This is a genomic window from Allobosea sp. TAF32 (genome assembly GCF_052113585.1).
Classification (GTDB): Bacteria; Pseudomonadota; Alphaproteobacteria; order Rhizobiales; family Beijerinckiaceae; genus Allobosea.
On the sequence record NZ_JBFRDM010000004.1, the window covers coordinates 307,185 to 330,619 of the forward strand.

The window sequence follows — 23,435 nt, forward strand, 5'->3', positions numbered from 1 at the left end:
AGAGCAAACGCGGGCGCATTCATGTGGGCCGCCGGCCTCGTGCCAGGCGGCGCGGCTCAGCTCGGCAATGGCGCGCCGTTCTGCTCGGCCACCATGAAGTCGGCGTACCACTCCGGCCAGTTCTCGTCGTGCTCGCCGGTACGCTTTTCGTGCTCGCCATGAGCGGCCGCAGCGCGCTTGAGCGCAGCAGCGAGATCGCCTGGCGAGGCGAACACGGTGTTGCCGCTATCCAGGCGCCCGGCCAAGCGCTGGGTGATCTCCTGCAGCAGCCAGCCATTGCCGTCCGGGTCGGTGAAGGTTGCGTATGAGCGATAGCTGCGCCTCTCTGGATCCCGGCCGCTGAGTGCCGGCTGGCCCGGCCCCGTCCGGTAGAAGACCTCACTGACCTTGGCGCCGCCCTTGACGAGTTCGGCGCGCGCGATCTCGATGTCCGAGACGACGAGATAGAGACCGCTGGCCGAGCCGGGCGCAGCCGCAGTAATGCCGGTGCCGAAGTGGATCGAGGCAGGCGAGCCCGGCGGCGTGAACTGCACAACGCGGAAACTGTCACCGACCCGGAAGTCGGCATCCAGCCGCCAGCCCAACCCGCCGTAGAAGCGCTTCGCACGATCGACATCCGCGACGGGGATGGCGACGACCTCGAGCTTCAGGTCAACACCGGGCACCTTGGCCGCTCCACCCGCAGGTTCGCTGTGTTGCAGAGTGTCGCTCATATCGGACTCCTCCCTTTGCGAATGTCTTGAGTGTGTTTACGCGCTCATGTCCGCCAGGGCCTGATCGCCCCCGGCGTCATCTATCGCTGCCTTGGCGAACTTGTGTGTCACCTCCTGCGCCGAGTTGTGCCGATGCAGCGCTTGGATGGCGGGTGCGCGTACTGGCCGGTGAAGCGCTTGGCATAGGCCGTCGGCTCCGGATGCGGGCGCCATTGGCATCGCCATTGCTGGTATGGGCCGGCGCGCCGATGCTGACGATCGTCGATGATGCGCATGGCATGCGCCGCTATTCAAGGGCGACCTGCGGCGACATCGTTGCAGGCGGACCTCCGCGCATCCGGCCTTCGGTTGCAACGCGCCGATCCCGCAGCGCGCAATGGTTGTCCACGAGCCTTCCGATACCGTCATGCGCCCAGGCCCGCCAGCGTCCGTGTCAGAGCTGCCGCCGACATTGGTCTTGCAAGCGGGAAGGCCTGGCCGGCCCAAAGCAGGGTAAAGTCGTCGCGCCCCGCCGCCTCGGCTGCACTGCGCAGCGGCCCCAGCGCCGTGCCGGCAGTCGGAAAGGCCGGCGCAAGCCCCGACAGCGGTCCGAGTTCCGCCATCAGGCGGTTGACGATGCCGCGCGCCGGCCGGCCGGTGAACAGGTTGGTGATCGCGGTCGGCCGTTCGCTCATGCCGAGGGCCTTGCGGTAGATCGGCGAGATGCTCGCTTCCGGCGTGAACAGATAGGCGGTGCCGACCTGGACGGCGGCGGCGCCGAGCGCGAAGGCGGCGCTGACGCCGCGCCGGTCCGTGATGCCGCCCGCCGCGACGACAGGCACGGAGACGGCATCGACGACCTGCGGCACCAGCGCGAAGGTGCCGACCTGCTCGGAGATCCGGTCGGTCAGGAAAGTGCCGCGATGGCCGCCAGCCTCGGCGCCCATGGCGATGACGGCGTCGACGCCGTGCTCGGCGAGCCAGCGCGCCTCTGGCACCGTGGTGGCGGAGGCGATGACCTTGGCGCCGGTGCGCTTCACCCGCTCGAGCAATTCGGGTGCGGGCAGGCCGAAATGAAAGCTGACCACCTCGGGCCGATATTCTTCGATGACAGTCGCGAGCGAGGCGTCGAAGGGCGTGCGTCCGCCCGGCGTCTTCGGCATGTCCGGATCGAGCCCGGCCTCGGCATAATAGCCGGACAGCCTTGCGAGCCAGGCCGCCTGGCGCGCCAGATCGTCGGCCGGCGGCGTATGGCAGAAGAAATTGACGTTGATCGGCCGCCGCGTGCCGGCCCGCACCTTGTCGAGCGCTGCGCGCAGTCCCGCCTCGTTGTATTGGGCACCCGCCAGCGAGCCGAGCCCGCCGGCCTCGCTCACGGCGATCACCATCTCCGGTGTCGTCGCGAGGGCCATGGGCCCCTGGATGATCGGCAGCTCGATGCCCAGGAGATCCAGAAGTCTCGTATTTCCTGTCGCGCTCACGATGAACCTCTTCGATTGGTGCCCGGTTGTCGGCGGGCGGAACGGAGCTTAGCCGCGATGCGCGTCCGCCGGGAGCCACTTGCGGATCAGTTCTCAGCGAGTCGATGGCCGAGGCCAGAATCGTCGCTGCGGCGCCGATCACAAACAGCAGCCGGTGGTTTCCGCCGCTGGACGGAAAGAGGAACGAAAGCCCGTACGGCACGGCCCTGACGTCGCGCCGGGCCGGCCCCGGCGGCGCGCGTCAATGGGGCAAGCCTGCTGTCCGTCGCCGGCCCTCCGCGCTTGACAAGCTGCTGAAACCGCGAAGGCTGGACGCTACGAGGCTATTGGCACTGCATGGATCGCATCGACGCGATGAAGGTCTTCATAGCCGCCTTGGACGAGGGGAGCCTCGCCGGGGCGGGGCGCCAGCTTGGGCGCTCCCCGGCAGCGGTGAGCCGGGCGATCGCCTTCCTCGAGCAGCAGGTCGGCGCGACGCTGCTCCACCGCACAACCCGGGCGATCAGGCTGAGCGAGATCGGCGAGCGCTATGCCGCCGCGTGCCGCCGCGTCCTTGCCGAGCTGCAGGAGGCCGAGGCCGTGGCGGCCGGCGAGCGTGTCGCGCCGCGCGGCACCCTGACCATCACGGCGCCGCCAATCAGCGGCGAGGAGATCCTGCGGCCTATTATCGACGCCTTCGTCGAGGCCTTCCCGGCTGTCTCGGTCAATCTCGTCCTGCTCGTGCGGGGCGCGAACCTGATCGAGGAGCGGATCGACATCGCCCTGCGCATCCTGGAGCTACCCGATTCCGCGATGACAGCGATCCGCATCGGCGGGGACGTCAGGCCGGTGATCGTGGCCGCACCGCGCTATCTCAGCCAGCACCCGCGCATTGAAGAGCCGGGCGACCTCAGCAGGCACAGCATTGTCGCCTGCACGGATTTCGGGCGCGATGCCTGGGTCTTCCCGCCCGCGAAGGGCGGCTCGGTTCCCCGCGCGGTCCAGTTCAAGCCGCGGCTCATCGTCAACAGCGTGCGGGCGGCGCTGGGTGCGGCCGTCGGTGGGCTGGGCGTCACCCGCCTCCTCACCTACCACGTCGCCGAGCGCGTGCAGGATGGATCGCTCCAGCTCCTGCTGCGGGACGCCGAGCCACCGGCTCGCCCTGTCAATCTCGTGCTGCCGCAGGGGCGTTCGAGCCTCCCGAAGGTTAGGGCGTTCCTCGACTTCGCCGTGCCCCGGCTGCGCGCGGACTTCGCTCGGCTGTCGGCGGAGTCGGTGGCGATGCATGGCTGAGACAGTAACTCTTCCGATTTATGGAAGAATGACTGCCGAACGTCGCGCATTCAGTCGAAGGGTGAAATTTCCGAAAATCGTTCTCGTCAGGCCGAACCGGCCGGGCGGCGCGCGTCCCGCGAGCTGTCGCAAAGACGAGGATCATCATGAGCAACGAACGGAAGGTGGCGATCATCACCGGTGCCTCGCAGGGCATCGGCGCCGCTCTGGTCAAGGGGTTCCGCGACCGCAACTATCGCGTCGTCGCGACGTCGCGCTCCATCAAGCAGGGCGCTGACCCGGACATTCTCGCGGTTCCCGGCGATATCGCCGATCCCGCGACGGCCGAGGCGGTCGTCCGTGAGGCGCTGGCCCGCTTCGGACGGGTGGACACGCTGGTGAACAATGCCGGCATCTTCATCGCCAAGCCCTTCACCGATTACACGGCCGAAGACTTCGCCAGCAAGATCGCGACCAATCTCACCGGTTTCTTCCACATCACCCAGAAGACCGCGGGCGCGATGCTGAAGCAGGGCTCGGGCCACATCGTCAGCATCACCACAAGCCTGTCCGACCACGCGATCGCCGGCGTCCCGACCGTGCTCGCCAATCTGACCAAGGGCGGCATCAATTCGGCGACCAAGGCGCTTGCGATCGAATACGCTCAGAGCGGCATCCGTGTGAACGCGGTCTCGCCCGGCGTGATCAAGACGCCGATGCACGCCCCCCAGACGCACGAGTTCCTGGCCAATCTCCACCCGGTCAAGCGGATGGGCGAGATCAAGGACATCGTCGACGCCGTGCTGTTCCTCGAGAGCGCTCCGTTCGTCACGGGCGAGATCCTGCATGTCGACGGCGGACAGAGCGCCGGCCACTGAAGCGCAAGCCAAACCAGAAGGAGGCTTTCATGCCGATCGTCACCATCCAGGTCACGCGGGAGGGCTCTGGCCCTGGCCGTACCTCGGTAACCGCCGAGGAGAAGGCCAGGCTCATCGCCAGCGACAGTCAGCTCCTGTTCGATGTCCTAAACAAGCCGCTCGACTCCACCTTCGTGGTGATCGAGGAAGTCGATCTCGACAACTGGGGGTGGGGCGGCCTGCCAGTCCCGGAATACCGCCGGCGACGTGCGGCAAGTTAGTCCACGGCAACACGCTCGGGCCGGCAATCCGCCGGATATCCGAAAAGATATGCCATGACTGCGGCTGACCAGTCGCGGTCGTTCGATCTGCCTGGCGTCGAGTTGGCGATTGCGAAGGCGAAGCCGCAGCGGACCTTCTTGAGGGGCCAGCGTTTGGTCCGGCTGTCTCGCCTAACGTCAAACCGGCGGGAGCCCTGACATCCGCGCCCGCCCGCCGCGCAACCCTGCCCGCGCGCTGGCGGGCCTTGAAGCCACCCCCTTCACCGCGGCTATAAGGCGCTGCACAAGCGGAGGGGGAGTGCCCGCATGACCAAGGAATTCACCGGCAAACGCGTGATCGTGATGGGCGGCAGCCGTGGCATCGGGCGTTCCATCGCGCTCGGCTTCGCGGCGGGCGGCGCATCTGTCTCGATCTGTGCCCGGGGCGCTGGCCCGCTCGAGGCGACGCGCCGGGAGATCGAGGCGCTCGGCGTCACCGCTCATGCGGCCAGCGTCGACCTCGCCGACGCGGATGCGATTGCGGCCTATGTGCCCGCGGCGGCGAAGGCCCTCGGCGGGCTGGACATCCTCGTCAACAACGCCTCCGGTTTCGGCCAATCGGACGACGAGGACGGTTGGGCCGCCTCGCTGAGCGTCGACATGATGGCTGTCGTTCGCGGCAGCCACGCGGCTATCCCGCACATGGAACCGGGCTCGTCGATCGTGAACATCTCGTCGATCTCGGCCCTGCGCGCCTCCTCGCGTTCGGCGCCCTACGGCGCCATCAAGGCGGCCGTAATGCACTATACGGCGAGCCAGGCGAAGATGCTGTCGCGCAAGGGGATCCGGGTGAATTGCGTCGCGCCCGGTTCGATCGAGTTCCCGGGCGGTTCCTGGGAGGATCGAAAGACCTCGAACCCCGCGCTCTATCAGGCGACGCTGGCCACCATCCCGTTTGGCCGGATGGGCAAGCCCGAGGAAGTCGCCGAGGTCGTGCTCTTCCTCGCCTCCGCCAAGGCGAGCTGGGTCACCGGCCAAAGCATCGTGGTGGACGGCGGGCAACTCGTCGGGCCCTGACCCTCGCCATTGCGCTTGGCGCGTCGTAACCGCGCCAAGCGCAGGCTTGCATAATTGCCCGCTGGCGGGGCTCGTCGTCCGCAGGGTATCGCGCGCTCTGGCCCGCGCCTTATTTCGGCACGCCGTTGATGACGAAGAGGGCGCGCGTGAACTGATCGGGCGGGAAGCTGCCGAAGCTGCGGGCGTAGATCTCCTTCACACGATCGGTGCGATAGAGCTCCGCCAGCGTGGCGTCGACGAGCAAGCGCAGCTTTTCGTCGCCGCGCGGCAGAGCCAGCGCGTAGGTCTCGAACGTGAAATACTGGTCGGAAAGCTTCATGCCCGAGCGGTTCGGGCTGTTCAGCAGATGATAGCTGAGGATCCCGCGATCCGCGAAATAGGCGTCGATCTTGCCGGCGGAGAGGCTCCGGACACCGTCGGGATGAGTTGCCATCGGGATGATCTCGGCCTGGATTCCGAGTTGCCCCAACGTCGCCTTCAGGACTTCTTCGGTCGTCGTGCCCCGCAGGACGCCGATCCTTTTGCCGCGAAGATCCTCAAGGCGGACGACCTCGTTGCTCCGGTGCAGCACGCCGGCGCCGTCGATGAAGGTCGGGAGCGAAAAATCGACGATGGCGCGGCGCGACATCGTCATCGAAGTCGGGTCGCAAAGAAGATCGATCTTGCCATCGCGCAGGGCTTCGAGACGATTCGCGGATGAGACCTCGAAATATTCGAGCTTGAGCGCCGGGATGGCTTGCGCGTTCTTCACGCTGGCAGCAACTTCGCGGCAGAGGTCGACGATGTATCCGGAAGGATCGCCCCTGGACGTGCGATAGGAGTACGGTGGCGCATCGGCCCGGAAGCCAAGCCGCAACGTGCCGGTCTCGCGAGCCCGTGCCAGCGTGTCGGCCGCCGCGCTCGCCGTCGATATCGCCGTGCACAGAAACGCGATCAAGAAAGCCCGCATCATCTGCCCCCCTCCATCCGGCAAGTATGCGCACACTAGGCCGGCAGGATAAATCGAAGAACGCCGTTTCCGGCGGCTGAGGCTTGCGGCGCTTGCGTATCGGCCCGATCGCAACTTCCGGCTCGCGGCGCTGCAGCAATCGCCGATCTCGGCGCTGCCACCGACATTCGTCGATCTCGGCCGCCGGGGCGTTTGCCGCCCTGCGACTGCCGGAAACCGCTTCCGCCGGACGAGGGCGCTTCCAGGCGAGCGGGCGCCCGATAGCGCAAAGAAAGCGCGCCAAAACAAGCGATAGGGCATCTCCACGGTTCGGGAATGCGTGGAAATGCCCCTGTGCTTATGCCGCCATTGTATTCGTCATCGGCGTCACGTTCTGATTCATGCGAAACAGGTTGGATGGATCGTAGCGTAACTTCAGCATGGCGAGGCGCTGATAACTGGCACCGTAGGCCTCCTGGACGCGATCTGCCTCGTCGGCCGGCATGAAATTGATATAGGCCGTGCCGGCGGAAAGCGGTCTCGCGGTTTCGAAGAGCTCTCGTGCCCAGCCAATGAAGGCCGGATCCATGCCTTGTTCACGCCAGCGCGCATGAACGTTCATCACGAAATGGGAGCTGCGCTGGGGAAATGCCGTGGAGGCGGCGGCCACGCGGCCTGCGGCACCGCCGACATGCGCGATGAAAATCTCGCATTCCGGCCCCGGCAGCCGGCGCGCCGCACGGAGCAGGATATCGATGGCAGCATCCGAGAGCTCGGTGAAATCGTGGCTCTTCCAGTAGTTGCGGGCGCCCGGCGTGAGCAGGGGATCGAATGCCTGTTGCCACGCGGTGAACGGGGCGGGACCGACGACATCGGCGATCGGCCTCCCGATCGAACGCAGCATCGCAGTGGCCTTTTCGCCCTCGGCGATGTCGCCGCAGTAGCACATTGCGAGGATCAGCACCTCCTTGCCGTGCCACTCCGCCGGTAGAAACGGAAGAGGCGGCGCCTTTCGCATCACGGCCCAGCATGTCAGCTCGTCGGGGGCGGCTTCGAGCGCCGCGCGATAGTTCTTCAGGATGAGCTCGGCATCGTCGAGCGGATGGACGACGAGGCCCGAGAAGACCTGAGGGCCAAACCGATGCAGCCGGAACTCGAACGCCGTCACGACGCCGAAATTCCCGCCGCCGCCGCGCAGGGCCCAGAACAGGTCGGGCTCTTCCGTCTCGCTGGCCCGCCGGAGTTCGCCATCGGCGGTGACGATCTCGACCGATATGAGGTTGTCCAGGGTCAGGCCGAACTTCCGTGTGATCCAGCCAAAGCCCCCGCCCAGCGTCAACCCGGCGATGCCTGTGGTCGAATTGATGCCCGTCGGCACGATCAGCCCGGCGGCTTGCGTCTCCCTGTCGACATCGGCGAGGGTTGCTCCCGGTTCGACCCGGGCGCGCTGCGCTGCCGCGTCGACGCGGATTGATTTCATCGGCGAAAGATCGATCATCAGGCCGCCGTCGCAAACGGCGTTCCCGGCGATGCCGTGGCCGCCCCCGCGCACCGAGACGAGCAACCCGTTGTCGCGCGCGAACCGCACCGCGCTGACGACATCGGCGGCGGACATGCAGCGTATGATCAGCCCGGGCTTGCGGTCGATCATTCCGTTCCAGATGGCGCGCGCGTCGTCATAGCCTGCATCATGCGGGGCGAGGAGGCTGCCGCTCAGCTGTGCGGCAAATGCTTCGACGGCCGAGCTCGCGATGCTCGTCTTTCCGGCCGTCAGCGTCGTAAGGCTGTGTGCAGGCATGATGGCTCCTCCGGAACGGGTGCACTGGCTTTCGCCCCCCGGCGACCGGGAATGTGCGTCCATTCGTGGCGCCACGCAGTGATGCAGGTCACACAGCGCGAGCTGCAACGCTTCAGCGGAGAAGCGCCGCACGCCCGGCTTTCGCAATCCGGAAAAACGGTGACTGGCCCGCGCTTTAGGCGTTGGATCTCAACTCTGTTGAGAGCTTCTGCTTGTCGAAGAAGGCCTCGCAGGCTTCGGCAACCCGCTCGACGGACGCGTCATCCACATCCAGATGGGTAACCCAGCGCAGCGTCCCGTAGCGGCCGCTGACGCCGATGCCGCGCTCGCGCAGAAATGCGGCGAGGGTGGCTGTGTCGAGCCCCTTCGGCGTCATGAACACCATGTTCGTCCGCGCCGGTCCCGCGCCGAGGTCCGGAAAACACGCGAGCACAGCCGCGAGATCCGCAGCGCGCCGGTGATCCTCGCTGAGCCGCGCGACGTTGTGCTCCAGGGCGTAGATGGCGGCCGCAGCGATCACGCCGGTCTGGCGCATGCCGCCGCCCAGCATCTTCCGGATCCGGCGGGCCTTCTCGATGAAGTCCTTCGGGCCGACGAGGATCGATCCGATCGGCGCGCCCAGCCCCTTCGAGAGGCACATCGACACCGTGTCGAACTGCCCGGCGATCCAGGCCGCGTCGCGGTTGCTCGCCGCGGCTGCGTTCATTAGCCGGGCGCCATCGAGATGGGTGGCAAGGCCGCGCGAGCGGGCAAGCCCGGTCGCAGCCTCCAAATAGGCATCGGGCAGGACGAGGCCGTTGAAGGTGTTCTCCAGCGCCAGCAGCCGCGTCATCGCGAAATGGAAGTCGTTGGGCTTGATTGCATTGGCGATGGCGTCGAGCGCGATCGTGCCGTCCGGCTCATTGGGCAAGGGCTGCGGCTGGATCGAGCCCAGCACGGCCGCGCCGCCGCCTTCGAGCCGATAGGTGTGAGCCATCTGGCCGACGAGATATTCGTCGCCGCGGCCACAATGGGCCATCAGAGCGGCGAGATTGGCCTGCGTGCCAGTGGGGAAGAAGAGGGCGGCTTCCTTTCCCAGCCTCTCGGCGGTCATCGCTTCCAGGCGCTTGGTGGTCGGGCAATCGTCGTAGACGGCATCGCCCACCTCGGCGCCAGCCATCGCGGCCCGCATGCCCTGGTCGGGGCGCGTGACCGTATCCGAACGGAAGTCATCCACCAGCATCGATCAGATCCTTATTCAGCGTGAGTCTGCTCGGGCGAGAGCCCCACCGGAGCGGTATAGGATAAAGCGGCGGTTCAACGCTCGGGCAAATTGACCGCGAAGCCGCGAAGGCTGGATTTCTTGAACCGGTTCTTCATGGCCACGCCGGTCTGCCGCATCGCCTCGACGCGGTTGTCCAGCGGCCTGTTACGCGCGTCTCGCTGCCGACAATGAGCGCGGACGGCGGTCCACCTGATTGCACCGCCGCGCGCTGAACGATCCTGCCGACGAGGAACGCTCAACCCGGCGGAGCGGGCAGGGGGCACGGCGAGGCGGCCGTGCCGAACCCCTCGGACGTCAGAACAGGAAGTATCGCTGCGCCATGGGAAGCGAGGTCGCCGGCTCGCAGGTGATGAGTTCGCCGTCGACACGCACCTGATAGTTCTGCGGATCGACCTCGATCTTCGGCGTCAGCGCATTGTGGATCATGTCCTTCTTGCGGATGCCGCGCGTGCCTTTCACCGCCACCAGCTGTTTTTGCAGCTGCAGCTTGTCGCCGATTCCATCATCGAGCGCCGCCTGCGAGACGAAGGTGACGCCGGTCTTGGCCCGCGCACGCCCCATGATGCCGAACATCGGCCGGTAATGCACCGGCTGCGGCGTCGAGATCGAGGCGTTCGGGTCGCCCATCGGCGCGGTGGCAATCATGCCGCCGATCAGGACCAGCGACGGCTTGACGCCGAAGAAGGCCGTTTTCCAGAGCACCAGATCGGCGCGCTTGCCGATTTCGATCGAGCCGAGCTCATGGGAGAAGCCATGGGTGATCGCGGGATTGATCGTGTATTTCGCGACATAGCGCTTGCAGCGGAAATTGTCGTTGCGTTCGCTGTCCTCGGGCAGCGGACCGCGCTGCACCTTCATTTTATGCGCGGTCTGCCAGCAGCGCAGGATCGTCTCGCCGACACGGCCCATCGCTTGCGAATCCGACGACATCATCGAGAAGGCGCCGAGATCGTGCAGGATGTCTTCCGCCGCGATCGTCTCCTTGCGGATGCGCGACTCCGCAAAGGCGACGTCCTCGGGAATCCGCGGGCTGAGGTGGTGGCACACCATCAGCATGTCCAGATGCTCGTCGATGGTGTTGACCGTGTAGGGCCGGGTCGGATTGGTCGAGGAGGGCAGGATGTTCTCCTGGCCGGCAGCCGTGATGATGTCCGGGGCATGGCCGCCCCCGGCACCTTCCGTATGGAAGGAATGGATCGCGCGGCCCTTCGTCGCCGCGAAGGTGTCACCGACGAAGCCGCTCTCGTTCAGCGTGTCGGAATGCAGCCCGACCTGGACGTCCATTTCGTCGGCGACGGAGAGGCAACAGTCGATCGCGGCCGGGGTCGTGCCCCAGTCCTCATGCAGCTTGAGGCCGATGGCGCCGGCCCGGATTTGCTCGCGCAGCGGCTCGGGCAGGCTCGCATTGCCCTTGCCGAGGAGGCCGACATTGAGCGGCAGCTCCTCGATCGCCTCGAGCATGCGGTGAATATACCAGGGACCCGGCGTCACGGTGGTGGCGAGCGTGCCGACGGAAGGCCCAGTGCCGCCGGCGACGAAGGTCGTCGTGCCGCTGGCAAGCGCCATCTCCGCCTGCTGCGGCGCGATGAGATGGATATGGGCATCGACGCCGCCGGCAGTCAGGATCTTGCCTTCGCCGGCAATGACATCCGTGCCCGGGCCGATGACGATGTCGACGCCGGGTTGGATATCGGGATTGCCGGCCTTGCCGATCGCGGCGATGCGCCCATCCTTGATGCCGACATCGGCCTTCACGATCCCCCAATGGTCGAGAATGACCGCATTGGTGATGACGAGATCCACCACGTCGGCGGCATTGCGCTGGCTCTGGCCCATACCGTCGCGGATGACCTTGCCGCCGCCGAAGGTGACCTCGTCGCCATAGACGGTGTGGTCTTCCTCGATCTCGATGACGAGTTCCGTGTCGGCGAGGCGGATGCGGTCGCCCTTGGTCGGGCCATAGAGCGACGCGTAGTTCTCGCGGGTGATGCGCGCCATCTCAGCTCTCCAACTTGCCCATGACCTTGGCGTTGAAGCCGTAGACTGCCCGGTCGCCGGCGAGCGCCACGAGACGGACGGTGCGCGACTGGCCGGGTTCGAAGCGCACGGCCGTCCCGGCCGGAATGTCGAGCCGGAAGCCCCGCGCCGCCGCGCGATCGAAATGCAGCGCCGCATTGGTCTCGTAGAAATGATAATGCGAGCCGACCTGGATCGGCCGGTCGCCGGAATTGGCGACCTCGACCGAGCGCGTCTCGCGCCCGGCATTGAGCTCGATCTCGCCATCCTCGATGAAGAACTCACCCGGAATCATCGCGGCACCTCACGGAATCGGGCTGTGGACGGTGACCAGCTTGGTCCCGTCGGGAAAGGTGGCCTCGACCTGGACGTCGTGGATCATCTCCGGCACGCCTTCCATGACGTCGTCACGGCCAAGCAGGGTCGCGCCATAGGACATCAGCTCGGCGACCGTGCGCCCGTCCCGTGCGCCTTCGAGGATGGCCGCGGAGATATAGGCGACCGCCTCGGGGTAATTGAGCTTGACCCCGCGCGCCTTGCGCCGTTCCGCCAGCAGGGCTGCCGTGAAGAGGAGGAGTTTGTCTTTCTCACGTGGAAGAAGTTCCATGGCCTTCTCTCGTTCCTGCCTTTGACCGTGCTGCCGCTGTTCCGGGGTGCAAGCGACCTTCTTCAGGTCGCCCAGATGCGCGGCGGGCTGGCGGGCTTGCCCTGGCCGGCCGCCCGCAGCAAATCCCATGCACGGAGGAAGAACGATTTGCCTTCCGATACCCGCGCCCCGAGATAACGGCAGACCACGACATCCTCGAGCTGGCTGACTGAAAACACGCCTTCGCCGCTCGCGCCGCTGGCGGCGCGCACGCGTTCCGCCGCATCCTCGCCGATCGCGCCGGCATAGACCATCGTCCCGAAGATGGGCTGCCCGGCGAGCGCGAAGGCCGCGCTGAGAAGGGGAGATCCACCGGCGATCTCGACCCGCTCGAACCAGATCGGCCTGCCGTCTCGCGTGATCTCTACGCGCTGGCTCAGCTTGCCTGTCGTGAAGCGTTCATGGGCGGCCGGACGGCCGAGGCAGAGAAAATCCCACCCGACATAGGTCGCGTCGGGCGCGAGCGACACCTGCGTTTCGAGACGAGCATCGGCACCGTCGAACAAGATGGTTTCCTGCGGCAGGTATTCGCAGACCGCTCCTGGCCCGACTGCGACCCGGCTCGATTGCACGGACAAGCCGTGCTCGCTGCGATAGAACTTGGTCGCGCCGGGCGTCGTCAGCACGGCGCGGGCCCCGGCTTCGAGATGGAAGCTCAGCTCTAGCCGATCGCCGCCCGCCACGCCGCCGGGCGGATGCAGCAGATAGACATGGCAGGTCCCGTCCTTCTCGGGATGAAAGGGCTGCTGGACGACGAGCGGCCCGAGATGGCGCCGGCGCATAAGCCGGGTCTTGCCGGCTGCAACCGCGAACCACAGCTCCAGCTCCGCCAGCCAATCGCTCGGCTGGACGGTATAGTGGGCGCGCTCGGCAGAGCCCGCGGGCGGTCGTGCGGCTTCGACGGAGGGAACTGGCGCGAGAGCATCCATGGATGAGGTTTTGATCAGGGATTCCAGCTCGCGGTTCGAATGCGAGACTATGTCGGGACCTCGTCTGCTGTCATCCTGGCCATCGGGCGCGGCGGTCTACAAAAACGGCAGAATTGGCTGAAACTGCCTCAATCGGCGCCATATGCCCGCCGTTTCGGCGTTGCCGGTCCACCATGACTCTTGCCTGGCCAGGGATGAAGAGCCACCAAATGCGGCAGGGAACGTCGTTTCGGGACATTGGCCCTCCGCTTGCCTTGGCGGCGGAAAGCCCGTCCGGCTCGGAACGGGTCCCAGCGCCGCGAGGGGCACAGGCTGCGAGAGGCGATATGTTGAAGGCGATTGCGGTCAGGCGAGCTTCGCAGAGCGGTCCAAGCCACGAACCGGTGCTCGGCAGGGCAGTTCTCCCGCACGATGAGCGCCACCTGCGCCGACGAGCGATCGGGCTCGAGGACGGACGGAAGATTCTGATCGATCTCCCCGACACGGTCGTGCTCGCGGATGGGGACGAGTTGCTGTTGGAAGGCAGCGGCGTCGTCGAGATCGCCGCCGCGGAAGAGCCGCTCTATGCGGTCCGCGGCCGCGATGCCCTGCATGTCGCCGAGCTGGCCTGGCATATCGGCAACCGTCACCTGGCCGCGGCGATCGAGGCCGACCGGATACTGATCCTGCGCGATCACGTCATCAAGGCGATGCTCGAAGGGCTGGGCGCCGCCGTAGAGGAGATCACCTCGGCGTTCACCCCTGTGCGCGGCGCCTATTCCGGCCATGGCCACGCGCATGGGCATTCCCACGGCCATGGGGATCATGATCATCACCATGGCTGAAGCCGGCGGAGCGAAGCTTGCATGCAAGCTCGCCCGGTTTCCAACCCGAGGGCATTTGCACCGATGATATCAAAGAACGGTCCTCTCCGCGTCGGCATCGGCGGTCCCGTCGGCTCGGGCAAGACCACGCTGACCGAGAAGCTGTGCAAGGCGATGCGGGATAAGTTCTCGATCGCCGTCATCACCAACGACATCTACACCAAGGAGGACGCCATGATCCTGGCACGCCTCCAGGCACTGCCCGAGGATCGCATCGTCGGCGTCGAAACCGGCGGCTGCCCGCATACGGCGATCCGCGAGGACGCCTCGATCAACCTGCAGGCCATCGCCGAGCTCAATCGCCGGATTCCCGATCTCGACATCGTCTTCATCGAATCCGGTGGCGACAATCTGGCGGCGACCTTTTCGCCCGACCTTGCCGACCTGACGCTCTACGTCATCTCCGTCTGCCAGGGCGAAGAAATCCCTCGCAAGGGCGGGCCGGGGATCACCCGCTCCGACTTCCTCGTCATCAACAAAAGCGACCTCGCGCCCTATGTGAATGTCGACCTCGACGTGATGCTGCGGGATGCGGCGCGGATGCGCGGAGCTCGGCCCTTCGGCTTCACCGATCTTTCGCGCGGCCATGGCGTCGACGGCATCGTCGACTTCATCGTCGAGCAGGGCGGGCTGTTCGAGGGCCGTCCGGCTGAGGCCGCCCCGGCGGGAGCGTGAGCGATGGGCGCTGCGCCGGATCAGCCGCCGAGACCGGAAACCATGCCGCTGCATCTGCTGCGCCTGGTCAGCCAGGGCTTGCCGGTGGGTGGATTCTCCTATTCTCGCGGCCTCGAAGCAGCCGTTACGGCCGGCTGGGTTCGTGACGAGAGGACCGCCGGCGACTGGATACTGGGCACGCTCCGGACGAATGTGGCGCAGTTGGACGGCGCGCTGTTCTGGCGCATGGCGAACGCTCTGGCCGCCGGCGACGTTGAGCGCTTCCGCGCGGCCAACGCCTGGCTCGCGGCGGGGCGCGAAAGCCGCGAATTCCAGCTCGAGGACAGGCGTCTGGGCGAGGCGCTTCTGCGTCTCCTCGCCGATCTCGCAGTTCCCGCGGCCGCGGGCCACTGTGCCGGCGAGCTGTCGTTCGCGGGGGCTTTTGCCCTGGCCGCACATCATTGGTGCATTGCGCCGACGGCGGCGCTGAGCGGCCTGCTGTGGATCTATGTCGAAGGACAGGTGAACGCGGCGATCCGGCTGGTCCCCCTCGGCCATACCGCCGGTCAGCGCATCCTCATCGAGGCCGCGGGCGCAATCGAGGAAGCGGCTGAATGCGCTCGCTCGATCGGCGACGACGAGATCGGCAGCCTGTCCCCGGCCTTGGCCATGGCGAGCGCCTGGCACGAAACGCAATACAGCCGTCTCTTTCAATCCTAGAGGCGGCAACACCGGCGCCTGACGCGAGCGATCTGCGTCTCGCAAATGTCGGGTGCTCGCTCAATTTTCCAGCCGGGCCGTGGGGTCGGAATAGGGGTGCAAGTGGAACGGGTCACGATCACCATCGATGCAGAACTTCTCGCATTCGTCGATACGCTCAGCGTATCGAAAGGCTATGGCAGCCGTTCCGAGGCGATCCGGGACATTCTGCGCCATGCCGCCCGGACGGAGACCGCCACCGACCCCGCCGCTCCCTGCTTTGCGACGCTGGCATATGTCTTCGATCACGAGACGCGGGATCTCGCGCGCAGGTTGACCAATCGGCAGCATGACCATCACGACCTCTCGGTCGCCACCCTCCATGTCCATCTCGATCGACATGAATGCCTGGAGGTCTCGGTGCTGCGTGGAGCGAGCGGTGAAGTCCGCGCCTTTGCCGACGGCGTCATCAGCCAGCGCGGCGTCCGGCACGGTCATCTTCAGATCCTGCCCGACGCGACCGCAACCGAGGATCGGCATCCTCACGAGCACGATCACTGAGCATTTTCGGCTCCGTGCTGCTCAACATTTCAGCGATACAGCCCGCCGCCGCTGCCGTATGAATTTTGGACGAAAACGTCATACGGTGGCACCTCATGCCTCGCGCCCATCTGCGCAAGCTGGTTCTGATTGGGGCGCTGTTCGTCGCTTCCGTCGCAGCCGCACAGGAGCGGCCGCTGCGCGTGGCCGAGATCTGGGAGATTCCCACGCTCGACCCTTCTCAGGACGGCACCCTGATGAAGGAAAAGGCGATGGTCACCGAGACATTGGTGGCCGGCAACCCGGATTTCACGCTCGGGCCGGGGCTCGCCATATCGTGGACGCGCGAAAGCGACACGGTCTGGCTCTTCAAGCTGCGGCAGGGCGTCAGATTCCATGACGGTTCGGCGCTGACGGCCGAGGCGGTGGTCGCGAGCCTGTCCGACACGCTGAAGCGAAGCGGCACCGTCAGAAGCTACACCAGGATCGCCGATCTCGCGGCGCGCGATACCAATACGGTTGCGATCACCACTTCCGAGCCGTTCCCGGCGCTACCCGCGGCCCTGGTCTATTCGAGCGCGGCGATCGTGTCGCCGGCTTCGCCACGGTTGGACGATGGCGCGATCGAGCGCCCGATCGGCACCGGCCCCTTCCGGATTTCGGCCTGGCAGCCGGCCGCACAGAGCTTCGCCACCGAGCGCTTCGATGGTTATTGGGGTGAGAAGCCTGCGATCCCCGCGATCAGTTTCCGCGGAATTCCCGATCCGACCACACGTTCGCTCGAACTGCAGAAGGGGAGCGTCGATTTCGCCTCGGAGGTCCCTTATGGCGACCTCGACATGCTCGCGGGAAAGGGCTTCACCGTCTCGCGCAACGTCACCGCCCGCAACTACGTGCTGAGCTTCGGCAGTCTCAAGGATACGCCCTTCGCCGACGCCCGCATCCGCAAGGCGCTCTCGCTCGCCATCGATCGGGAAGAGATCGTGCAATACGTGTTGTTCGGCATGGGCCGCGCGGGCATCGGGGCCTTTCCCGACACGATGGCCTTCGCCGACAGATCGATCGTCCTGCCCAAGCCTGATCTCGCGGCCGCTCGGAAGCTGCTGGCCGAAGCCGGATATGCGCCGGGCCCGGGCGGCGTCATGGCGAAGGACGGCAAGCCGCTCGGCTTCACCCTATACACCTATGCGCAGCGACCAGGGCTCGTGCCGATCGCCGGGGCACTCCAGAACCAGCTCCGCAAGCTGGGGGTGCCCGTCGAGATAAAGGTCACGACCTTCGCCGCCATCGCCAGGGAGATGAAGCCCGGCGATGCCAGGCTCGCCGCATTGGCGACGGCCATGTATCCGCATCCGGATTTCTACCTGCGCCAGACCTATCACTCGAAGGGGGTGATCAATAGCTGGGGCTACGCCAATGCCGAGGTCGACCAGGCTCTCGCGACGGTGCTGACGACGCGCGACGAAGCCGAACGCACTGCCGCCTACAACCTCGTCCAGCGCATCGTCGCCGCGGACGAGCCCTGCCTGACCATCGCGCATTACGGCGTCAACGTCGTGATGAAGCCTGGCATCGCCAATTACGCCTTCAATCCGATCGCCCATGACTACATGCTCGATCCGCGCATGACGGTCGCTCCCTAGATGACGGCCTATGTCGTCAGGAGGCTGGCGCTGGCGGTCACGATCGTCCTGGCCGCCACCTTTCTGACCTATGTGCTTCTGCGACTGGTTCCGGGAGAGCCGGCAGCGGTGATCCTCACGCGGGTCTTCGTCCGGGACCAGACAGCGGCCGTCTCGCGGGCGGATGTCGCGGCCATCGCCGGGCGCTTCGGCCTCGATGCCCCTCTGGTCGTGCAATATGGCCGCTGGCTTCTCGGCGCCTTGGGGGGAGATCTCGGCCACTCGATCCGGACCGGTCGGCCGGTCGCGACCGAGCTCGGCTGGCGTCTCTCCGCGACCGGCCTCCTCGCCATCTTGGCGACGCTTTCGTCGCTCGTCCTGACTTTCGGGCTCGTCGCCTTGAAGCGCTCGGTCGCGACGCCGCTCGCCGCCCGGGGGCTCGAGCTTCTCGCCGTCTGTTCGGTGGCGCTGCCCGCCTTCTTTCTCGGCGCGCTTCTGATCATACTCTTCGCGATCGGTCTGGATTGGCTGCCGGTCAGCGGCTTCGCGGGCTGGGCGCATCTGGTCTTGCCGGTCGCCGTCCTGGCTCTGGGCCAGTTCGGCTTCAACGCCATTCTGCTGGACGATGCCCTGAGCGAGGCTTTCGACGCCCCTCACATAGCAACGGCGCGAGCTAAGGGGCTGGGCGAGGGCAGGGTCCTGCTCGTCCACGCCCTGCCCAACGCGCTCGTGCCGCTGATTCCCTATCTCGCGCTGCAATTCGCCTTCCTGATCGGCGGCGTGGTGGTGGTCGAGCGGCTATTCTCGATCCCCGGCCTGGGCGGCTACCTGACCGAGGCGCTCGACAGCCATGATGGCCCAGCCTTTCTCGGCGCGATCGGCGCGATCGCGCTGGCCGTGTCCACGGTCAATCTCGCCGCCGATCTGGCCGTCGCGCGGATCGATCCGCGCATCGAGCTCGACGGGAGGGCATGATGACGCGGCATTGGAGGGCAGCCTGGCCGCTCATCCTGCTGGCGGCGCTTCTGCTGGTGCCGATCGGCTGCGGGTTGCTGCGCGATCCCCTCGACGGCTCGCTTCGCGACAGCCTGCGGCCGCCCGGAGCGGAATTCCCCCTCGGGACCGACCATCTCGGCCGCGACGTGCTCGCCCGGATTGCACACGGCTTCGTGTTCGATATCGGCCTTTCGTTGGCAATCGTGGCGTTGTCCCTCGCGATCGGCCTGGGCATCGGCACGCTGGCCGCCGCGATCGGCGGGACGCTCGACCGCTCCCTGACCTTCGCGATGGACGTGCTGACGGCGCTGCCGCAGATCGTGATCGCCCTGATCCTGTCGGTCTATCTCGGCGGTGGCGGGCTCTCGCTCGTCCTCGCCCTGTCCACGGCAGGCTGGGTGAAATATGCCCGGATCGCACGGGCCACGACGTTTTCGCTGCGGGAACGCGATTTCGTCACCGCCGCCCGGGCCGCAGGAGGGCGGCGGCTGTACCTGGTCAGGAGGCACATCCTGCCCCAGCTCCTGCCTGTCTTCTCCGGGCTGCTGGCCCTTCAGTTCGGACACAACATCCTGAACATTGCCGCCCTCGGATTTCTGGGAATCGGTGTTGCGCCACCGACGCCGGAATGGGGAACGATGATCGCCGAAGCACGGCCCTATTTCTCGCGGGCGCCGTGGCTCGTGATCGCGCCAGGTGTTTTTCTCTTCTTGCTGACGGCATGCGCGCTCTGGATGGCACGCGGCTTCGGCCGGCGGGAGGCAGACGACGTTCGCGGTGGACGATATCAATCGCCTCGCTGAAGAGGATGGCGCACGCGCGATAGCCGGCGTTCTGCGGAATATGAGGCGTTGTCCCGCGCTGGGCGCCTTCGAGCCATGTTTCCCGGCCTTGCGGAAATGCACTCGCGGCCATGGCCCGGCCGACAAGCGAAATTTTTCTCGTCAGTTTTGGCCGGTTCGGAAGGCCGATCGAGATCATCCCCGCCGGCTTGCGCGAAGCCGATCCGGCGGGTTCATGCGGGACGTCGACGGAGCCCGGCCCCGCACCCGTCCGAACCTTCATGCGAATGTTAAATCGCGGACCTAGAGCCCTCCTGCAAATTCAACCGTGACCCCTTCCAGGCCGGTTGCGACCGAAGGAGACTCCCTGTGCTTCCTATCAATCGACGCGGCGCGCTCGGCCTGTTCGGGGCGGCTGCCGGCTCCCTGATTCTGCCGCGCCCGGTCCTTGCCCAGGGCAAGCGGCGTTCCATCACCATTGCAGTGCAGAAGATCACCATCAACGGCACGCTCGACGTCTGGAACGAGCAGTCCAATGTCGGCGAACGCGTCTTCTTTCCGAACCTGTGGGAAGGCCTGATCCTGCGCGACTGGATGGGCAACCAGGGCCCGCTCCCCGGTCTCGCCACCGAGTGGAAGCGCATCGACGACAAGACGCTGGAGCTGAAGCTGCGCCAGGGCGTGAAGTTCCACAATGGCGACGAGCTGACCGCTGCCGACGTCGTGTTCACCTTCTCCAAGGAGCGCCTGTTCGGCAACACCGAGCCGAAGGGCGGCAAGACCATCTTCGCCGACGATCACAAGCCGACCACGGTCAAGGAATTGCCGGCTTCCGTGCCGGGCATCGCGCGCCGCCTCTGGCCGGCGCTCGCCGGCGTCGAGGCCGTCGACAAGTATACCGTGCGCTTCCACAACGCGACGCCCGACGTGACGCTTGAAGGTCGCCTCTACTCGGCCGGCAGCCAGATCACCAATCGCCGCGCCTGGGACGAGGCGAAGAGCTACACCGATTGGGCGCGCAAGCCGGTCACCACGGGCCCCTATATGGTTGCGGAGTTCAGGCCGGACGTCTCGCTGACGCTGGTTGCCTTCGACCAGTATTGGGGCGGCCGCCCGCCGCTGGAGCAGATCCGCTTCGTCGAGGTCCCGGAAGTCGCGTCGCGCGTCAACGGTCTGCTCTCGGGCGAGTACGACTTCGCCTGCGACCTGCCGCCTGACCAGATCGCGACCATCCAGAAAGCGCCGGGCTTCGAGGTGCAGAGCTCGACCATCTGGAACCATCGCGTCTCGGTCTTCAACATCGAGAACCCGGTCCTGGCGAACCCGCTGGTGCGCCGCGCCATGACGCATTCGATCGACCGTCAGGCGATCGTCGATGCGCTCTGGGCCGGCAAGACCGTCGTCCCCGCCGGCCTGCAGTTCGAGTCCTTCCGGGCCACGGACATGTTCATCGAAGGCTGGAAGGCGCCGGAATTCAACCCCGCGCTCGCCCGCGACCTGCTGAAACAGGCCGGCTACAAGGGGGACCGCATCCCCTTCCGCCTGCTCAACAATTACTACACGAACCAGACCGCCAACGGGCAGATCATGGTCGAGATGTGGAAGCAGGTCGGCCTAAACGTCGAGATCGAGATGAAGGAGAACTGGGGCCAGATCCATGATCGCAACGGCGTCAAGGGCGTGCGCGACTGGTCAGCCTCGAACAACATCAACGATCCGATCACGCCGATGGTCGTCCAGTACGGCCCGAACGGCGAGCTCCAGCAGATGAAGGACTGGACCAACGCGGAGATGAACCAGCTCTCCGTGGTCATGGAAACCTCGACCGACCGGGCGCTGCGCAAGAAGGCCATCGCTCGCATGCTCGAGATCTGCGAGCGCGAGGACCCGGCCTATCAGGTCCTGCACCAGAACGCGGTCTTCACCGGCATGAAATCCTCGCTGAAGTGGAAGGCTGCACCGGCCTTCGCCATGGACTTCCGCGCGGCGAACTGGGCCATCTGATCGGCCCTCGGTGATGATCTCCGGCGGCCGGAAGGCCGCCGGAGACTTCGACATTCTCTGAAACGACGGAATGGCTATGGGCATGTTCGGCACAGCCGACTCCAGACTCGTCGAACTGCGCGGCCTCACGGTCGCCTTCGACGGCGTGCAGGTTCTCCATGGCATCGATCTGGACGTCGGCAGGGGAGAAGCGCTTGGCCTGGTCGGCGAGTCCGGCTGCGGCAAGTCGGTCACCTGGCTGGCGGCGCTGGGCCTCTTGCCCGGCAAGGCCGCGGTCTCCGGTTCGGTGAAGCTGGAGGGACAGGAGCTGATCGGCGGGGCACGCTCTGTCCTCGAAGGCGTGCGCGGCGGACGGATCGCCATGATCTTCCAGGACCCGTCGAGTTCGCTCAACCCGGTGCTGCGCATCGGCCGGCAGATCGTCGAGGCGCTTGCCGTCCATCGCGGTCTTCGCGGCGAGGCGGCCCGCGCCGAGGCGCTGCGGCTGATGGAGATGGTCGGCATCCCCGACGCCCGCCGCCGCTTCGACCTCTACCCACATGAGTTTTCGGGCGGCCAGTGCCAGCGCCTGATGATCGCGATGGCGCTGGCCGGGGAGCCGGACGTCCTCGTGGCCGACGAACCCACAACGGCGCTGGACGCCACGATCCAGGCCCAGATTCTCGATCTGCTGGCCCGGCTGAGACGCGAGACGGGCATGGCGACAGTCTTCATCAGCCATGATCTCGGCGCCGTCAGCCAGGTCTGCGAGCGCGTCTGCGTCATGTATGCCGGGCGCATCGTCGAGGAGGGGCGCGTCGCCGGTCTCTTCGCGGAGCCGCGCCATCCCTACACACGTGGTCTGTTCGACGCGATCCCGCGCCTCGATGGCGGGCGCGAGCGGCTGCGCCCTATCCCGGGCACGGTGCCCCATCCGCAGCATCTGCCGAAGGGTTGCTCGTTCTCGCCGCGCTGCCCGCGCGTCGCGGACGCCTGCCACGAGGCGCGCCCGCCGCTGCTGGCTCTCGACAATGGGCGCAAGCTCGCCTGCATCCGCCCGGTTCCCCCCGCCGCGCCGGTTCCGGCCCGAATTGCCGAGGGGGTGCCGGCATGACGCCGCTCGTCGAAGCGCGCGGGCTTGTGCGCGTTTATCAGATCCGACGCGGCCTCTTTGGTCGCTCGGTGCCGGTGCGCGCGGTGGACGGCGTCTCGCTCACCGTTATGCCCGGCGAAACGCTGGGCATCGTCGGAGAATCCGGCTCCGGCAAGTCCACCCTCGGCCGCATGCTGCTTGGTATCGATGACGCGCAGGAGGGAAGGGTGCTCTACGACGGGCAGCCGATGCCGGCGCTCCATACGGGCGCATGGCGGGCGCTCAGAGCCAGTATGCAGTTCGTCTATCAAGACCCGCTCGCGGCGCTCGACCGTCGCCTGACGATCGCCGCGCAGATCGGCGAACCGCTGGAGATCCACGATCTGCTGCCGAGAGAACAACGCGGGGCCCGAGTGGCGGAGCTGATGGCCGCTGTGGGCCTGAGGCCGGATCAGGCCGGGCGCTATCCGCACGAGCTCTCCGGCGGCCAGCGGCAGCGTGCCGTCATCGCCCGCGCGCTCGCCTCAAAACCCAGGCTCCTGGTTTGCGACGAGCCGGTCTCGGCGCTGGACGTCTCGATCCAGGCGCAGGTCGTCAACATGCTGCGCGACCTGCAGGATCAGACCCGCATCGCCATGGTCTTCATCAGCCATGACCTGAAGGTGGTGCGCAACATCGCCGACCGGGTCGCCGTGATGTATCTGGGCCGCATCGTCGAGGGGGCCTCCTCCGATGTGCTTTTCCGGTCGCCGCAGCACCCTTACACAAGAGCGCTCGTTTCCAGTGTGCCGGAGCCTGGCAAGCAGCTGCAGGGGCGCGTCATTCTGCAGGGGGAGCCGCCGAACCCGGCCAACAGGCCCTCCGGCTGTGCCTTCCATCCACGGTGCCCGCTGGCGCGCGACGTCTGCCGGGCGGAAGTGCCGGAGTTGCGCCGGATCGGCGAGGGGCGGACAGCAGCCTGCCACGTCCTGACGGGCGAACCCGCACTTGCAGCCGCATAGGGT

General features: G+C 66.5%; 24 protein-coding genes. 14 read left to right on the top strand and 10 right to left on the bottom strand.

Annotated features, from left to right (window positions below):
* Positions 1 to 56: 56 nt before the first annotated feature.
* From AB4Z16_RS11455 to AB4Z16_RS11465, 3 genes are all read right to left on the bottom strand, one after another.
* Entirely contained in the window at positions 57 to 713 is a 657-nt protein-coding gene (locus tag AB4Z16_RS11455) for a VOC family protein (protein WP_441511468.1), read from the bottom strand.
* A gap of 107 nt (positions 714 to 820) precedes the next feature.
* On the bottom strand, positions 821 to 988 hold the full coding sequence (locus AB4Z16_RS11460) for a hypothetical protein (protein WP_441511469.1): 168 nt from the start codon (positions 986 to 988) through the stop codon (positions 821 to 823).
* A gap of 129 nt (positions 989 to 1,117) precedes the next feature.
* Positions 1,118 to 2,173: an NAD(P)H-dependent flavin oxidoreductase gene (locus AB4Z16_RS11465; protein WP_441511470.1), complete on the bottom strand. Its 1,056-nt coding sequence runs from the start codon at positions 2,171 to 2,173 to the stop codon at positions 1,118 to 1,120.
* A gap of 336 nt (positions 2,174 to 2,509) precedes the next feature.
* Between AB4Z16_RS11465 and AB4Z16_RS11470 the strand changes: the two genes are divergently transcribed.
* The 4 genes from AB4Z16_RS11470 to AB4Z16_RS11485 all read left to right on the top strand — a co-directional run bounded on the left by AB4Z16_RS11470 (position 2,510) and on the right by AB4Z16_RS11485 (position 5,618).
* On the top strand, positions 2,510 to 3,445 hold the full coding sequence (locus AB4Z16_RS11470; RefSeq protein WP_441511471.1) for a LysR family transcriptional regulator: 936 nt from the start codon (positions 2,510 to 2,512) through the stop codon (positions 3,443 to 3,445).
* A gap of 146 nt (positions 3,446 to 3,591) precedes the next feature.
* Positions 3,592 to 4,302, top strand: a complete 711-nt coding sequence (locus AB4Z16_RS11475; RefSeq protein WP_441511472.1) for an SDR family NAD(P)-dependent oxidoreductase — start codon at positions 3,592 to 3,594, stop codon at positions 4,300 to 4,302.
* A gap of 29 nt (positions 4,303 to 4,331) precedes the next feature.
* Positions 4,332 to 4,562, top strand: a complete 231-nt coding sequence (locus tag AB4Z16_RS11480) for a tautomerase family protein (protein WP_441511473.1) — start codon at positions 4,332 to 4,334, stop codon at positions 4,560 to 4,562.
* 306 nt (positions 4,563 to 4,868) lie between these two features.
* On the top strand, positions 4,869 to 5,618 hold the full coding sequence (locus tag AB4Z16_RS11485; protein ID WP_441511474.1) for an SDR family NAD(P)-dependent oxidoreductase: 750 nt from the start codon (positions 4,869 to 4,871) through the stop codon (positions 5,616 to 5,618).
* 109 nt (positions 5,619 to 5,727) lie between these two features.
* Here the strand turns inward: AB4Z16_RS11485 and AB4Z16_RS11490 are convergent, their stop codons facing one another.
* The 7 genes from AB4Z16_RS11490 to AB4Z16_RS11520 all read right to left on the bottom strand — a co-directional run bounded on the left by AB4Z16_RS11490 (position 5,728) and on the right by AB4Z16_RS11520 (position 13,199).
* Positions 5,728 to 6,570: an amino acid ABC transporter substrate-binding protein gene (locus AB4Z16_RS11490; protein ID WP_441511475.1), complete on the bottom strand. Its 843-nt coding sequence runs from the start codon at positions 6,568 to 6,570 to the stop codon at positions 5,728 to 5,730.
* 334 nt (positions 6,571 to 6,904) lie between these two features.
* Positions 6,905 to 8,344, bottom strand: a complete 1,440-nt coding sequence (locus AB4Z16_RS11495; protein ID WP_441511476.1) for an FAD-binding oxidoreductase — start codon at positions 8,342 to 8,344, stop codon at positions 6,905 to 6,907.
* A gap of 175 nt (positions 8,345 to 8,519) precedes the next feature.
* On the bottom strand, positions 8,520 to 9,566 hold the full coding sequence (gene ltaE, locus AB4Z16_RS11500; RefSeq protein ID WP_441511477.1) for a low-specificity L-threonine aldolase: 1,047 nt from the start codon (positions 9,564 to 9,566) through the stop codon (positions 8,520 to 8,522).
* Positions 9,567 to 9,902: 336 nt separating this feature from the next.
* Positions 9,903 to 11,606 (bottom strand): urease subunit alpha, encoded by a 1,704-nt coding sequence (ureC, locus tag AB4Z16_RS11505; protein ID WP_441511478.1) that lies wholly within the window; start codon positions 11,604 to 11,606, stop codon positions 9,903 to 9,905.
* A gap of 1 nt (position 11,607) precedes the next feature.
* Positions 11,608 to 11,919, bottom strand: coding sequence for an urease subunit beta (locus tag AB4Z16_RS11510; protein WP_441511479.1), 312 nt, complete (start codon positions 11,917 to 11,919; stop codon positions 11,608 to 11,610).
* A 9-nt stretch (positions 11,920 to 11,928) separates the two neighbouring features.
* Positions 11,929 to 12,231: an urease subunit gamma gene (gene ureA, locus AB4Z16_RS11515; RefSeq protein ID WP_441511480.1), complete on the bottom strand. Its 303-nt coding sequence runs from the start codon at positions 12,229 to 12,231 to the stop codon at positions 11,929 to 11,931.
* Positions 12,232 to 12,293: 62 nt separating this feature from the next.
* Positions 12,294 to 13,199, bottom strand: a complete 906-nt coding sequence (locus AB4Z16_RS11520) for an urease accessory protein UreD (protein WP_441511481.1) — start codon at positions 13,197 to 13,199, stop codon at positions 12,294 to 12,296.
* A gap of 326 nt (positions 13,200 to 13,525) precedes the next feature.
* Between AB4Z16_RS11520 and AB4Z16_RS11525 the strand changes: the two genes are divergently transcribed.
* From AB4Z16_RS11525 to AB4Z16_RS11570, 10 genes are all read left to right on the top strand, one after another.
* Positions 13,526 to 14,023: an urease accessory protein UreE gene (locus tag AB4Z16_RS11525; RefSeq protein ID WP_441511482.1), complete on the top strand. Its 498-nt coding sequence runs from the start codon at positions 13,526 to 13,528 to the stop codon at positions 14,021 to 14,023.
* Positions 14,024 to 14,086: 63 nt separating this feature from the next.
* Positions 14,087 to 14,737 carry an urease accessory protein UreG gene (gene ureG / locus AB4Z16_RS11530; protein ID WP_441511483.1) on the top strand — a complete coding sequence of 217 codons (651 nt, stop codon included), beginning with the start codon at positions 14,087 to 14,089 and terminating at the stop codon, positions 14,735 to 14,737.
* Positions 14,738 to 14,779: 42 nt separating this feature from the next.
* Entirely contained in the window at positions 14,780 to 15,436 is a 657-nt protein-coding gene (locus tag AB4Z16_RS11535; protein WP_441511484.1) for an urease accessory protein UreF, read from the top strand.
* 102 nt (positions 15,437 to 15,538) lie between these two features.
* On the top strand, positions 15,539 to 15,976 hold the full coding sequence (gene nikR / locus AB4Z16_RS11540; RefSeq protein WP_441511485.1) for a nickel-responsive transcriptional regulator NikR: 438 nt from the start codon (positions 15,539 to 15,541) through the stop codon (positions 15,974 to 15,976).
* A gap of 95 nt (positions 15,977 to 16,071) precedes the next feature.
* The gene (locus tag AB4Z16_RS11545; RefSeq protein ID WP_441511486.1) at positions 16,072 to 17,598 is read left to right on the top strand and encodes an ABC transporter substrate-binding protein; all 1,527 of its coding nucleotides are present in this window, start codon (positions 16,072 to 16,074) and stop codon (positions 17,596 to 17,598) included.
* Complete coding sequence (locus AB4Z16_RS11550; protein WP_441511487.1) at positions 17,599 to 18,552, top strand: ABC transporter permease; 954 nt, start codon at positions 17,599 to 17,601, stop codon at positions 18,550 to 18,552. It begins immediately after the preceding gene.
* 56 nt (positions 18,553 to 18,608) lie between these two features.
* A complete protein-coding gene (locus AB4Z16_RS11555; protein ID WP_441511488.1) occupies positions 18,609 to 19,376 on the top strand; it encodes an ABC transporter permease in 768 nt (255 codons plus the stop codon).
* 348 nt (positions 19,377 to 19,724) lie between these two features.
* Positions 19,725 to 21,359, top strand: a complete 1,635-nt coding sequence (locus AB4Z16_RS11560; RefSeq protein ID WP_441511489.1) for an ABC transporter substrate-binding protein — start codon at positions 19,725 to 19,727, stop codon at positions 21,357 to 21,359.
* 82 nt (positions 21,360 to 21,441) lie between these two features.
* The gene (locus AB4Z16_RS11565; protein ID WP_441511490.1) at positions 21,442 to 22,452 is read left to right on the top strand and encodes an ABC transporter ATP-binding protein; all 1,011 of its coding nucleotides are present in this window, start codon (positions 21,442 to 21,444) and stop codon (positions 22,450 to 22,452) included.
* Positions 22,449 to 23,432, top strand: coding sequence for an ABC transporter ATP-binding protein (locus tag AB4Z16_RS11570; RefSeq protein WP_441511491.1), 984 nt, complete (start codon positions 22,449 to 22,451; stop codon positions 23,430 to 23,432). The genes AB4Z16_RS11565 and AB4Z16_RS11570 overlap by 4 nt, the downstream gene beginning before the upstream one ends.
* Positions 23,433 to 23,435 lie beyond the last annotated feature (3 nt).

Bases quoted from the DNA above. Each gene is read 5' to 3' on its own strand.
- AB4Z16_RS11455 (WP_441511468.1), bottom strand. From the start codon at position 713: ATGAGCGACACTCTGCAACACAGCGAACCTGCGGGTGGAGCGGCCAAG.
- AB4Z16_RS11460 (WP_441511469.1), bottom strand. From the start codon at position 988: ATGCGCATCATCGACGATCGTCAGCATCGGCGCGCCGGCCCATACCAG.
- AB4Z16_RS11470 (WP_441511471.1), top strand. From the start codon at position 2,510: ATGGATCGCATCGACGCGATGAAGGTCTTCATAGCCGCCTTGGACGAG.
- AB4Z16_RS11475 (WP_441511472.1), top strand. From the start codon at position 3,592: ATGAGCAACGAACGGAAGGTGGCGATCATCACCGGTGCCTCGCAGGGC.
- AB4Z16_RS11480 (WP_441511473.1), top strand. From the start codon at position 4,332: ATGCCGATCGTCACCATCCAGGTCACGCGGGAGGGCTCTGGCCCTGGC.
- AB4Z16_RS11485 (WP_441511474.1), top strand. From the start codon at position 4,869: ATGACCAAGGAATTCACCGGCAAACGCGTGATCGTGATGGGCGGCAGC.
- AB4Z16_RS11490 (WP_441511475.1), bottom strand. From the start codon at position 6,570: ATGATGCGGGCTTTCTTGATCGCGTTTCTGTGCACGGCGATATCGACG.
- AB4Z16_RS11495 (WP_441511476.1), bottom strand. From the start codon at position 8,344: ATGCCTGCACACAGCCTTACGACGCTGACGGCCGGAAAGACGAGCATC.
- ltaE (WP_441511477.1), bottom strand. From the start codon at position 9,566: ATGCTGGTGGATGACTTCCGTTCGGATACGGTCACGCGCCCCGACCAG.
- ureC (WP_441511478.1), bottom strand. From the start codon at position 11,606: ATGGCGCGCATCACCCGCGAGAACTACGCGTCGCTCTATGGCCCGACC.
- AB4Z16_RS11510 (WP_441511479.1), bottom strand. From the start codon at position 11,919: ATGATTCCGGGTGAGTTCTTCATCGAGGATGGCGAGATCGAGCTCAAT.
- ureA (WP_441511480.1), bottom strand. From the start codon at position 12,231: ATGGAACTTCTTCCACGTGAGAAAGACAAACTCCTCCTCTTCACGGCA.
- AB4Z16_RS11520 (WP_441511481.1), bottom strand. From the start codon at position 13,199: ATGGATGCTCTCGCGCCAGTTCCCTCCGTCGAAGCCGCACGACCGCCC.
- AB4Z16_RS11525 (WP_441511482.1), top strand. From the start codon at position 13,526: ATGTTGAAGGCGATTGCGGTCAGGCGAGCTTCGCAGAGCGGTCCAAGC.
- ureG (WP_441511483.1), top strand. From the start codon at position 14,087: ATGATATCAAAGAACGGTCCTCTCCGCGTCGGCATCGGCGGTCCCGTC.
- AB4Z16_RS11535 (WP_441511484.1), top strand. From the start codon at position 14,780: ATGCCGCTGCATCTGCTGCGCCTGGTCAGCCAGGGCTTGCCGGTGGGT.
- AB4Z16_RS11545 (WP_441511486.1), top strand. From the start codon at position 16,072: ATGCCTCGCGCCCATCTGCGCAAGCTGGTTCTGATTGGGGCGCTGTTC.
- AB4Z16_RS11550 (WP_441511487.1), top strand. From the start codon at position 17,599: ATGACGGCCTATGTCGTCAGGAGGCTGGCGCTGGCGGTCACGATCGTC.
- AB4Z16_RS11565 (WP_441511490.1), top strand. From the start codon at position 21,442: ATGTTCGGCACAGCCGACTCCAGACTCGTCGAACTGCGCGGCCTCACG.
- AB4Z16_RS11570 (WP_441511491.1), top strand. From the start codon at position 22,449: ATGACGCCGCTCGTCGAAGCGCGCGGGCTTGTGCGCGTTTATCAGATC.